Here is a 12229-nt window from a genome sequence, read left to right as displayed (position 1 = left end):
AGCCCCGACCATTTCTGATCGGGGCTAACCTCGGCAAAAGCTGAGCTTCAACGAGAGAGATCGAGCATCAGTAGGTATAACGCAGAGTCGCACCCGCGGCAGCCGGGGTATTCATAAATACTTGCTGTGAGCCATCCTGTAAAAGAGCCCCCAATACATTATCCGGCGCGTACTGAACGGCATAATCCTGATTGGTAATATTTTTTCCCCAGATAGAGAAATCCCAACTGGCATTGCGCCAACCCAACTTCACATTTGCCATAGCGTAATCACTTTGCTCATGACGTTCATCCAAAGAAGAGCTTGGGATATGATCATCGACCCACGATACATCCGTGCGGGCATAAAAATCGCCATCCCACAGTTGGGTTTCATACTGAACACCAGCATTGGCTTTCCAGCGAGGAGCAAATGGTAGGTCTTCACCGCTCAGATCACAGAAGCCGTTAGCCGCTTGCGGACCATTCGGTGTCACACCATAGGCACAAGAACCTTTAGTGTACTCATCGTATTCCGCCTTCACATAAGACGCAGCAAAGTTAACGGTGATATTTTCAGTTAACAAGTACAGACCATCAAACTCGATACCGATATTATTAACCTGCTCAGCGTTATTAACTTCAAAGGTCAAACCTTTAAAAGCTGCAGATTGAAAATCGGTATATTCGGTGTAGAAAACCGCACCGTTTAACTGCAGGCGATCTCCCAGTAAACGGGATTTCCAACCCAACTCAAGAGTTTCAACCACCTCTTCATCAAATGGACGGTCCGCAAAAGCCGTTCCACCCCACCCCAAGTTATAACCACCAGCTTTAAAGCCACGTGCTGCAGTTAAATAAGTCATCACTTCATCGGTCCAGTGATATTCCAGGGTCAGATTACCGGTTACCGCATTCCAGCTATCGGAGGGTTTCCATTGCTGTCCTGCCGCAGGCACCAGTGCTCCGATTAAACCGTCTGGCAAGGCAGCAATATTACCCGAGGCCAAAGCTGTAGATGTATTGCTGATCTCTGCATCTTTCTTCTCGTAGCTGTAGCGCAAGCCACCCGTTAACGACATCACATCAGAGATATTCCAGGTTGCGGAAGCAAAAACGCCGTAGGTATCAGTATCCTGCTCGTTATACACATCGGCATACTGACCCGGTTGACCTAATGCATTAGGATCAAGGTTACCGGTAAAGCCGAGCGATAAAAGGTTGATATCACTACCCAGCACAAAGTCCTGATCATCACCTTCACCACGGGTAAAATTGTTATGATAAATAAATATTCCCGTCATCCAATCCACGGTTTCACCACCGGGTGAGGTCAGGCGTAATTCCTGACTGTAGGAGTAACCCTCAGTGGTATCGTTAAACTTGATAATATCCAATCCCATCTGATCAGTATCAACCAATGTCGATACCACATCATATTCATCATAACTGGTGATGGATGTCAGACTGGCATAACCTAAATCGTAATCAACAATGGCGGTAAATTCATAGGAATCCTGCTCGAATTCATTGACACCCTGCCCGTAATCAATTTTACGGTTGCCCAACGTGTTATCCGTAATTGGCGCACCTAGCGCCGGGAACATAGCCTGTGCAGATGCGCCCCATTCAACGTCGCCCACGGGACCATCAAATTCACGCTGTACTGCACCGGCAATCAAACGAATACTCAGTACATCACTCGGCTCGATCATCAATTGGCCGCGAAGGGCATAACTTTGTAGATCATCAGCATCGCCGGCAGCACCAACATTCTCCACTAGATGATCACGCTCGGAATAAGACATGGACAAACGACCAGCCACGGTTTCGCTTAAACCGCCATTGATAAAACCCTTAACGTTATAGGCCGAGTCTTCAGCCACCGACCCTTCAACCATGGCTTCAAAATCTTGTGTCGGAGACGTAGTGGTAACACTCACTACACCTGCCGTTACATTCTTACCGTAAAGCGTACTCTGCGGGCCTTTCAACGCTTCTATGCGCTCGATATCTACCAGATCGCCGAGCCCCAGGCCGGAGCGAGAACGAAAGGCACCATCAATAAACAACCCAGTATCTGGCTCAAAGGTAGGAATGTTTCCTTCGTTACCAATACGACGCATACGGAAACTGGTGTTCCATGGGCTAGAGTTCGTTGACACAGTTAATGCCGGAACATGTTGGGCAACATCATTCATATCACTGATGCCAGCATCCTGCATAAAATCACCACCGAGAGCGGATACGGACACAGAAACATCTTGTAAGCTTTCTGCACGCTTTTGTGCGGTTACCACCACCTCTTCCAGCGTAAAATCTTCTGCGACCGCCGAGCCAAAAGAACCCATTCCGAGTACCACAGACGCTATGGATACACTCAGTAATGAACGAGAAGACAAGTGACGAAAATCAGTTTTGATCATGGTATTACTCTCTCTATTTTCATTTTTATGTTTTTTCGCCCCAGGTTCCTACCCTCTTATGCGTCTCCAAAGATATTCTGTAGAGACATAGAGGAACTGGCTCTCCTTCCCAGAACGAGTCTGACGAATATAGCGATTCCCATAAACAAAATACTCACCCAAACGGGTGAACTGATTTCACCCGTTTGGGTAGATTGACGTGAGCCAGTAAATGGCCTGACTATTAAAGCCTTTCATATAAAAATTATTCGCGAGTTAAAGAGTAATTGTTAGAAAACGTTATAAAATGGCTAACAGAGAGCATTATTTTGAAAATAGAAAGTACTGAATTTCGGTCCAACAAAACCCGTTGCGCCGCCGATTTTTATCGCCCAGATTGCCATCACCCCCACCCCACCATTGTGATGGCCCACGGTTTCGCCGGACAGCGCAACTTCCGCCTGCCTGCCTTTGCGGAACGCTTCTGTGCAGCGGGTTTTGCTGTATTGTTATTTGATTACCGCAGTTTTGGTGATAGCGACGGCAAACCGCGCCAGCACATTAACCCCTGGCGCCAACTGGAAGACTGGCGAGCAGCCATTAGCCACGCACGTCAGGATCAACAGGTCGACCCCTCTAAAATCTATCTCTGGGGCAGCTCTTTCAGTGGCGGCCATGTGGTGAGTATTGCCGCGGAGGATCACACGATAGCAGGGCTTATCGCCCAGGTACCTTTTGTATCTGGGCTTGCGTTAACCCGCACCATGGCGCCAGCCCATGCGCTTAGCCTGTCGCTACACGGCATGCTTGATGCACTCAAAGCATTGCTGGGATTAGCGCCAGTCACCTACCCGGTCGTTGCCGCTGACTGCAAGCGAGCCCTGCTTGATACCGATGAGTGTTATCCCAACTATAGGCGCCTCAGCGACAATGATCCGCACTGGCAAAATGCGGTACCCGCGCGTATCGCCTTGCAATTGCCTTTTTATAACCCGCTCTATAACGCACAGAAAGTTCGCTGCCCCGCCCTGATTCTGGCCGCCACAGAAGACAGCCTAATCCCTTACGACCTGGTTAAAACCATGGCCGAGCGAATTCCCCTGGGCCAGCTAATCACCCTGCATGCCGATCACTTCAAACCCTACTTCGATGATGACTTTGAGATCAATATTAGTCACCAACTGAATTTTCTGGGCCAACAAATCCAAACCTGAACCGTTAAATAAATGTAAGGGGTTAATTTTTTAACCCCTTTGGGTGTATTCCCGCAGCGTCTTCACCTCTTACTCTGAATATAACGATTCAATCGTTTTCATCGTTATTACGAACCCAAAGAGCGAAACTATAGAGTGAGAAGAAAATGGCCGATTTAGGTTTACAAGATAAAGTTGTGATTGTCACTGGCGCTGCGGCAGGTATTGGTGAAGCCACGGCTCGCACCTTTGCCGAAGAAGGTGCCAAGCTGGTGCTCGCCGATATCAATCTGGCAGTGGTTGAAAAGCTTGCGGCAGAATTAGGTAATGACGCTTTGGCTCTGCAAGTCGACGTTGCTGATGCCGATGCTTGCCAGCGCATGATCGATGCCACTATGGACCGCTTCGGCCAAGTCGACGTCATTTTCAATAACGCCGGTATTGCAGGAAACCGCGCTCGTACCGGCAAACAAACCCTGGAGGACTGGCGCCAGGTTATCGATATCGACCTCAATGGCGTTTTTTACGGCACCCGCGCTGCACTGGAACCCATGAAGGCAGCCCAAAGCGGTGTGATCATCAATACCGCTTCAGTCGATGGCCTGATGGGCATGGCCAGTATTCCGCACTACACCGCGGCTAAACATGGTGTCGTTGGTCTGTCTAAAGCAACGGCTCTGGAATACGCCAAAGACGGCATCCGCTGTGTAGCCGTATGCCCAGGGTTTATTGAAACCGATATGACCAAGACCACTCTGGGCCCTGATGAGTACGCGGCCCTGACGGCCATGATGCCTATGGGCCGCGGCGCCGCCCCACAGGAAGTTGCCGATGCCGTGGTTTGGCTTGCCTCCAACAAAGCCAGTTACGTCACCGGCTGCCCCATGGTCGTGGATGGCGCACTGACCGCTGGCACACATTTCTCGAATGTAGAAGACTAAGTCTCAACAACCTTAACAACTGACGCAGAACGTTTTTCCGGTACAACCACATCAATGTGTTCTTGCGGTGGCGGTACCAGATTATTCTGCGTCTTCTGTTTTCCCCCCATAATCCGCAACTGCCAATTCATGGGTAAAATGGAAACAAACCCCAGGCGCCAATACAGATTTTTGGGGAAACAGTACTCCGTTACACGACGCTCAATAGCGTTAATTATTCGCTTAACCGCGCTGTCTACAGTCATCATGCTATAGCCTTTCAATGGCGGCAGTTTTTGCATTAATGGCGTATCAATAAAACCCGGTTGAATCACGCTGACATCGATACCTTCGGAGACCAACTCACCTTTAATACTATGAATGGCATAACGCAGCGCAGCCTTGGAGGCTCCGTAAGCGCCTGCACGTTTCACCGGCACCCAGCTGGATAAACTTGAAATAACCGTCACCAAGGGGCGCGGCTGTTTCCCCATCTGAACACAGCGGCGAAGTAGCGGCAAGGCGGCAGCAACGGTATTGATCGCGCCTTGAAAATTAACGGCCATAACGCGGGCAAAGGCATCGGCATCAAAACCGTCAACCGACACATACTCACAAATGCCAGCGCAGATAATCACATCATCAAGATGACCGAGACTGTGTTGTAATTGCGCCGACACCAGATCGATATCGGCCAGTTGCGAAACGTCCCAAGCCACATAGGTAACCTGCTCAGGGTAGGCAGATTGCAATGCACTAACCGCTTCAATCTCCAAACCGGTTAACGCCACCTTGTGGCCTTGCTGCAAATAGTGTTTGGCTAACGACAATCCGATACCACTGGTACCACCAGTGATCCAGATATGCTTGGTTGCATCCATATGTATTTATCTCATTCCATTGATAAATAGGCTAATTAGTGGAGAGCTGAAGCAGCTTCCCCCCCTTTATTTGTTTTATAAGAATAGAAGGGGAATCGATAAGTCACCATCGATTGGTTAACAGTATAAAGAAGTTACGGCTAATCAACTAGATCAATCTATTGGCACGCGACTAACGTGCCACAAAATACTTACTCGACACCTAATACTTTTAGGTTAAGTCGGCCCTGAACAATACCGGGACACCAGAAGTGCGCTCCATTGATGGCACAACTGAATTGAAATAGCGCATCACAGACGCCATCCTCAAGGCCCAGCATGCGCCGCCATTGAACCTCAAAGGCATCCAGCGTATGAGCAAAAGCCACAAACTGTAAACCACTGTCGCCGCCCATATTCCAGGGCATGGAGCGGCGTAATAAAAAGGCTTCGGGATCAAAACTTTCCTGCGCCGTGCGCTTTACGTGTGCCGAAGCAGGCGCGTCACCAAATTCCTCATTATCACTTAAGCGACGACCAATAGCGTCGTCCTTTTGCGATTGCGACATGGCATCAAAGGCAGAAAAATTGTGCAGCCAGCGCTGGGCTGTGACAAAACTGGAGGCTTCCATGTCGGGATTGCCATTGCTGATGATGGCAGTTGAAATGGCATCCTGGCCAGTGGGATTTTCGGTGCCATCGATATAGCCGGTCAGGTCGCGGCCCTCTTTGTATTTAAATGCCTGTACCTCATCGGTAGCGATAAATACCGGCGCCAATAGCTGACAGAAACGTCGGGCACGGTGCATAAGCTCGCCCTGATCACTGCCTCGCAGCCAGAGCCACAAACAGGATTGACGTGCCACACCGGTCACACCTTTACCGCTCCATGCCGGGAAGGATCTTAATCCCGGTACCTCAGCATCAAGATAACTCACCAGGGGAGCACCAATACCCACCGCCGCGGTAATCCCATCAATTTCTGCAGACAATTGGCTCAAAATTTGCCGTATATCCTCGGGAGCTGTGGCCCCAGCGCGAATATCGAACATTAAATACCGGGCCTGTTCGGGGGGACCTTTGAGAATTGCTGCCTGAGGGGTTGCCATACGCTATCTCCTTTGCGCTGAAGTCATGCAGTGTACTGGGGCCTGTTTATCTTAGCCAACACACCTTTTCAGTACCAGCGTCGATACACCTGCCGGCTGACATATTTCTGTCATCCTGCCTTCATAAAATCAGTTGTTGCCAGGGCCAGTTAACACGCCCTAGAGATTTAGCCTTTAGGGATGCTGTTTATGACACCAATAACGACCGATACACTTTCTTCCTCGCCAGATACCGACCTAGAGGTGCGAGCCCTGAGTGTACCTCGCGAACTCAGCTGGCTGTCATTTAACGAGCGCGTCCTGCAGGAAGCTGCCGATACCAGCAACCCGGTGATTGAGCGAGTGCGGTTTTTGGGCATCTTCTCCAACAATATGGATGAATTCTTCCGTGTGCGGGTGGCCGATGTGCGCCGTCGTATTCTGCTGCACAGCTATGCCCGTGATGCGCAGGACGACGAGCAGTTAATGCAAGATATCCAAAAGAAGGTACTGCAGCTCAACCGCCAGTTCGATCGTATTTATCGGGATCTAAAAAAAGATCTCACCAAAAAGAACATCATTATCCTGTCCAGCGACAAGCAACTGACCAAATTCCAGTCCCAGTGGTTAAAAAATTACTACCAGGAAAATATCCGCCCCCATATGGCACCGCTGATTGTGCACCCGGGCATGGATCTGGCCACCTGTCTGAATGACGACCTGTTTTACATGGCAGTGGAAATGCAGCGCGACAACCGCATTGAACACGCGGTCCTGGAAGTACCAACCGAATCCACCAGCCGCTTTATCCTGCTGCCTGGCTCTAGCTCTGAATCTGGTGCCAGCAAGAAATTTATCCTGCTCGATGACGCCATCAAACATTGCCTGCCGGAAGTCTTTGAAGGCGTATTTGAATTCGACAGTATTGCTGCCTTCTCCTTTAAGATGACCCGCGATGCGGAAATCAACCTCAGCGGTGAGATAGACCAGAGCATCATGGACAAACTGTCCAAAGGCCTGCGCAGCCGCCTGAGCGCCGAGCCCGTGCGCCTGGTACACGACGAGGCCATGCCAGAAACCCTGGTGAAATTTCTGCGCAATCGCCTCAACCTGCGCTCACACGACTCACTGCTACCCAGCGGCCCCTACCGCAACTTCAAAGACTTTATTGCCTTCCCCAATGTTGGCGGCGACAGCCTGGAACACCCGGCCCTGCCCATAGTACCTTGCCGTGCTTTTGCCACTGCCGATAACGTCTTTGATGCAATACACGCGCAGGATATTCTGCTGCACTACCCCTACCAGTCGTTTGACCACTTTACTGAAGTGCTGCGCCAGGCCGCCTTTGATCCCAAGGTGACCCATATCCGCATCAACCTTTACCGGGTTGCCAATAACTCTCGCGTGTTGCGCTCCCTGTGTGATGCCGCACGCAACGGCAAGCAGGTCACTGCCGTGGTTGAGCTGCACGCACGCTTTGATGAGGCCAACAATATCACTGAAGCCAAGCGCCTGCAGAGTGCCGGCATTCGCGTAAGTTTTGGCATTCCAACACTGAAGGTCCACGCCAAGTTGTGCCTGATTACCCGCACCGAAAAGAACGGCCCCTGCCATTATGGTCATATTGGTAGCGGTAACTTCCACGAGAAGAATGCGCGTATCTATACCGACCTGAGCTACTTTACCAGCCGCCCGGAAATCACCCGCGAAATAGAACAGGTCTTTAACTTTATCGACCACAGCTATCGCCGTTACCCGTTTAAACATTTAATTGTCTCGCCGATCAACAGCCGCGAGCGATTACTGCAACTGATCGACCGGGAAACCGAACATGCCCAGGCCGGTAAGCCAGCGGCCATTACCGTGAAGGTCAATAACCTCTGCGACGATGAGATTAGCCTGCATCTGTGCAATGCCGCCCAGGCCGGCGTTGAGATCAAACTGATTGTGCGCGGCATGTGCACCCTGCAAACCCAGATTAAAGACTCCAGCGAGAACATTCATATCATCAGCATCGTCGACCGCTTCCTGGAGCACAGTCGAGTGATGATCTTCCACAATCAGGGCGAGCAAGAAGTGTTTATTACCTCGGGTGACTGGATGGGGCGCAATATCGACAACCGGGTTGAAGTGGGTGTGCCCATCTACGATGAGGCCATCAAACAGCGCATTATCGACCTGATCGAGATTCAGCTAAACGACAACTGCAAAGCGCGAATCATTGACAAAAACCAGTCAAACCCGTATACCCCTAAGGGAAGTAAAAGAAAATACCGCGCTCAGATAGCCACCCACGAATATCTGCTGCAACAGGAGCAGGCATAAAGTAGCTGAGAGAGCTGCGGCAGATGGCGCCAAGCCAAATACAAGCAAGAAAGCGAAATAAGATACACACGTGGCAAAAAACGCTCAGCCCCAAATAGTACCACCCCAACCAGACCTTAAGGCTCAAGCCCGCCTGACGGATAACAACGACCCACAGCGCCGCACCATCGCCGCCATCGATTTGGGCTCCAACAGCTTTCACCTGATTCTGGCAGAACTCAGCCACAGCCAAGAGGGCCAAACCTGCAAGATCATTCACCGGGAAAAGCGCAAAGTGCGCCTGGCTGCCGGACTGGACCCACAACAGCAACTTGATAACGATGCCATTACTCGCGGCGTGGAAACCCTGACCGCCTTTGGCAAGGTGCTGGAAAATATCGCACCGGATGACGTACGTGTTGTCGGCACCTATACCTTCCGTACCGCCAAGAACATTAATGAGCTACTCGCACAGCTAAAACCCCACTTCCCCTACCCGATAGAAATCCTGTCCGGCCCCGAAGAAGCACGCCTGATTTATCAGGGCGTTTACCAGGATCAACATATTGACCGCCGCAGTCTGGTGATCGATATCGGCGGTGGCAGCACCGAACTGGTCATTGGGGAAGATCAGGAACCGCTGATCGTACACAGCTGTGCGATGGGTTGTGTCAGTTTAACCAAGCGCTACTTTGCCGACAGCGCTATTGACGATGCCAGCTTCCAACAGGCCATCATCGACGCCGAGCAACAACTTGAACCGCTATTACAATCCTACCAGCGCCTGGGCTGGCAACGGGTAATCGGCACCTCCGGCTCCATCAAAACCCTCAGCCTGTGCGCCGCGGCCATGGGATTGTCTGATGGACGCCTGACACTAGATACCCTTAACACCCTTCGCACTCACCTGATCACCTGTGGCAACATTGAACAAATCAATCTGCCTGGCGTTACCCCTGATCGTGCACCGGTATTGTGTGGCGGCCTGGCCGTGTTGATTGCCGCCTTTGATTTATTGGAAATCGACCAATTGTTTTATGGCGATGCGGCATTGCGTGAAGGGCTGCTGCAGGATATGCAAGCGCGACTGAATCACTGTGATATTCGTCATCAAAGTGTTGCCAATATCGCAGCCCGATTTGATATCAGCACGCATCACGCGCAACGGGTAGGACTCTTGACTCAGGAGTTATTTGACCTGGTGCAAGGCCCGTGGCAGCTGACACACGACGACTATTCACAGCTACTGAATTGGGCCGCTCAGCTGCATGAAGTGGGCTTACATATAAATTATCAAAGTGTGCATCGCCATAGTGCGTATATTATTGAACATGCCATTATGGCGGGCTTTAATAACGAACAGCAGGCAACGTTGGCGTTTATCTTACTGAATCACCGCAAGAGTTTAAAAACCGAAGAGCAGCCGCTGTACCAGCAATACAACGCCAAAGATATCTGGCGTTTAATCGCTGCATTCAGAATCTCGGTGATGCTCAGCCGCTTCCGCCATACTGATACTCGCAACTTAACCTTTAGCGTCTCAGCCACCGGGTTAACCATTCAGTTCGACAAGCAATGGCAATCATTGCAATGTTTATTGGATGCCGACCTTCAGCAGGAAAAAAGCAACTGGCAAAACCTGCAGCTTGATCTTGATTGGCAGTTAGTTTAAACAGCTGCCAATAACTATCCACAGTTCATTTCTCAATATATTTCTTACGGCAACTTAATTAAATTGTAAGAAAAATCCTCTACGTTATCCCCACAGATGAGTTGGCAATCACTCCTTCTGTACCACTTGCATTGCAAGACAATAGATAAATTTTTCTGGCAAACAAATTGCAACAACCAACATGCCAGTGAATAACTTTTCAACTGTGCATAAGTATTCGACATCCGCAGCAGTGACGGGCGGATCAATGGCTTTTTGGCCGACCGACAATATATCGACAAGGAGATTCCCTATGGGAAGAGTGGCATTAGTAACTGGCGGCACCCGCGGTATTGGTGAATCCATCTGCGTAAAGTTAAAACTCAAAGGCTATAAAGTTGTGGCCAATTACGGCAGCAGCGACCGTGTAGCGCAATATTTCACTGAAAAGACCGGTATCCCTGCTTACCGTTTTGACGTATCCGATATGGGCTCAGTGATCGACGGCATCGGCCAAATCGAAGCCGAACAGGGCCCCATTGAAATTCTGATCAACAACGCTGGTATTACCCGTGACGGTACCCTGCATAAAATGCCCGCTGAAAACTGGGATGCCGTAATCAACACCAACCTGAATTCCTGCTTCAATACGGTGCGCGCCGTATTAAAAGGCATGCGCAAGCGTCAGTTTGGACGCATCGTAAATGTCAGCTCGGTTAACGGCCAAATGGGTCAGTACGGTCAAGCCAACTACACCGCTGCTAAAGCCGGCGTCATTGGTTTCACCAAAGCCGTTGCCCAGGAAAATGCCGGCCGCGGCATTACCGTTAATACTATCGCACCAGGTTATGTCGATACCGATATGGTTCGCGCAGTGCCGGAAGATGTTCTGCAAAAAATTATCAGCACGGTACCGGTAGGCCGTTTGGGTAAGCCGGAAGATATTGCACGTGCGGTACTGTTTTTGATTGATGATGATGCAGACTTTATTACGGGCAGTACTGTTTCCGTAAACGGTGGACAATATATGTTGTAAGAAGGAAATTGCTTGCTTAATCGTTTAGCCTCAGCTTTGCTGGGGCTTTTTTATATCTAAAAAGATCGTTCTATTAAAGTGGGGTCTGACCCGCAGGGTCAGACCCCGAGCCGAGACAAATTCCGGGTACGGGAAAAGCCGGGGTCAGACCCTACGGGTCTGACCCCAGTTAAGAAGAACTGAGCAACAAAAACTTGAACTAAGAAAAATTAATTTACAGAATTCGGCGAAAACATCTGCATCGCCTCATCCATCGCCTGACAATACAGGGAAACAGATTGATTCACGACAGGCTTGGCCTGTGACCACATTTCGGTGAACTCTTCTACCAGCTCATCCTGACCGGCACAGCTCAGCGCCTCTTTAACAGGCTTTTGCAAAGCGTGAAGATTTCCTTCGATTAACTCTTGAGCTTCCTTGGCAGACAAATCTACTTCGATACGTACGCGCATGATTCCTTCCTCGTTAATTGCGTCGCTAATGGCCGTCAGGTTAGCAGAGCTAGATGACGTCTGTGTGACGTCTTGTTGCAACGTCAGCAAACTTTCACCTGACACATATGAGTGACAGCAAGGAACAGGCCAGCCCAAAGAATATGGCCCTCTTATTTCAAAATGTTATAGCAGGTTGTGCAACTTAGAGGAATCAGCTGCGCCATGTTACTTATCTCATACAACCAATTATAAAAACCCATCCTCCGCGAAACTCAGTTTTTACTACAGCTATTCAAGCCTCCCCAATGTGCACTATTGAATGGCAAGCATGACGTCACAATCAACACCATGCACCGCATT

At 50.0% G+C, this 12229-nt stretch carries 9 protein-coding genes; 5 read left to right on the top strand and 4 right to left on the bottom strand.

Annotation, left to right across the window (positions count from 1 at the left end; all coding sequences use genetic code 11):
* Positions 1-67 precede the first annotated feature (67 nt).
* Positions 68-2404 (bottom strand): TonB-dependent receptor, encoded by a 2337-nt coding sequence (locus ACGHZ6_RS01515; RefSeq protein ID WP_390617015.1) that lies wholly within the window; start codon positions 2402-2404, stop codon positions 68-70.
* A gap of 308 nt (positions 2405-2712) precedes the next feature.
* Between ACGHZ6_RS01515 and ACGHZ6_RS01510 the strand changes: the two genes are divergently transcribed.
* Together ACGHZ6_RS01510 and ACGHZ6_RS01505 are read left to right on the top strand one after the other, a co-directional pair.
* Positions 2713-3597, top strand: coding sequence for an alpha/beta hydrolase (locus ACGHZ6_RS01510; RefSeq protein ID WP_390617014.1), 885 nt, complete (start codon positions 2713-2715; stop codon positions 3595-3597).
* Positions 3598-3743: 146 nt separating this feature from the next.
* Entirely contained in the window at positions 3744-4517 is a 774-nt protein-coding gene (locus tag ACGHZ6_RS01505; protein ID WP_390617012.1) for an SDR family NAD(P)-dependent oxidoreductase, read from the top strand.
* On the opposite strand, the gene ACGHZ6_RS01500 is transcribed toward ACGHZ6_RS01505, so the two are convergent.
* Together ACGHZ6_RS01500 and ACGHZ6_RS01495 are read right to left on the bottom strand one after the other, a co-directional pair.
* Complete coding sequence (locus tag ACGHZ6_RS01500) at positions 4514-5377, bottom strand: SDR family NAD(P)-dependent oxidoreductase (protein ID WP_390617011.1); 864 nt, start codon at positions 5375-5377, stop codon at positions 4514-4516. The two genes, ACGHZ6_RS01505 and ACGHZ6_RS01500, sit on opposite strands and share 4 nt — an antisense overlap.
* A gap of 191 nt (positions 5378-5568) precedes the next feature.
* Positions 5569-6465: a Dyp-type peroxidase gene (locus ACGHZ6_RS01495; protein WP_390617010.1), complete on the bottom strand. Its 897-nt coding sequence runs from the start codon at positions 6463-6465 to the stop codon at positions 5569-5571.
* Between the two features lie 189 nt (positions 6466-6654).
* Here ACGHZ6_RS01495 and ppk1 point away from each other — a divergent pair, with 189 nt between their 5' ends.
* From ppk1 to phbB, 3 genes are all read left to right on the top strand, one after another.
* Positions 6655-8769: a polyphosphate kinase 1 gene (ppk1, locus tag ACGHZ6_RS01490; protein ID WP_390617009.1), complete on the top strand. Its 2115-nt coding sequence runs from the start codon at positions 6655-6657 to the stop codon at positions 8767-8769.
* A 70-nt stretch (positions 8770-8839) separates the two neighbouring features.
* On the top strand, positions 8840-10420 hold the full coding sequence (locus tag ACGHZ6_RS01485; RefSeq protein WP_390617008.1) for a hypothetical protein: 1581 nt from the start codon (positions 8840-8842) through the stop codon (positions 10418-10420).
* 292 nt (positions 10421-10712) lie between these two features.
* A complete protein-coding gene (gene phbB / locus ACGHZ6_RS01480) occupies positions 10713-11435 on the top strand; it encodes an acetoacetyl-CoA reductase (RefSeq protein WP_390617007.1) in 723 nt (240 codons plus the stop codon).
* Positions 11436-11644: 209 nt separating this feature from the next.
* Here the strand turns inward: phbB and ACGHZ6_RS01475 are convergent, their stop codons facing one another.
* Complete coding sequence (locus tag ACGHZ6_RS01475; protein WP_390617006.1) at positions 11645-11887, bottom strand: hypothetical protein; 243 nt, start codon at positions 11885-11887, stop codon at positions 11645-11647.
* Between the last annotated feature and the right edge of the window lie 342 nt (positions 11888-12229).

The organism is Maricurvus nonylphenolicus, assembly GCF_042854845.1.
Classification (GTDB): Bacteria; Pseudomonadota; Gammaproteobacteria; order Pseudomonadales; family Cellvibrionaceae; genus Maricurvus; species Maricurvus nonylphenolicus.
This window is presented reverse-complemented; position numbering and strand designations above follow the sequence as displayed.

Bases quoted from the DNA above. Each gene is read 5' to 3' on its own strand.
- ACGHZ6_RS01505 (WP_390617012.1), top strand. From the start codon at position 3,744: ATGGCCGATTTAGGTTTACAAGATAAAGTTGTGATTGTCACTGGCGCT.
- ACGHZ6_RS01515 (WP_390617015.1), bottom strand. From the start codon at position 2,404: ATGATCAAAACTGATTTTCGTCACTTGTCTTCTCGTTCATTACTGAGT.
- ACGHZ6_RS01475 (WP_390617006.1), bottom strand. From the start codon at position 11,887: ATGCGCGTACGTATCGAAGTAGATTTGTCTGCCAAGGAAGCTCAAGAG.
- ppk1 (WP_390617009.1), top strand. From the start codon at position 6,655: ATGACACCAATAACGACCGATACACTTTCTTCCTCGCCAGATACCGAC.
- phbB (WP_390617007.1), top strand. From the start codon at position 10,713: ATGGGAAGAGTGGCATTAGTAACTGGCGGCACCCGCGGTATTGGTGAA.
- ACGHZ6_RS01495 (WP_390617010.1), bottom strand. From the start codon at position 6,465: ATGGCAACCCCTCAGGCAGCAATTCTCAAAGGTCCCCCCGAACAGGCC.
- ACGHZ6_RS01500 (WP_390617011.1), bottom strand. From the start codon at position 5,377: ATGGATGCAACCAAGCATATCTGGATCACTGGTGGTACCAGTGGTATC.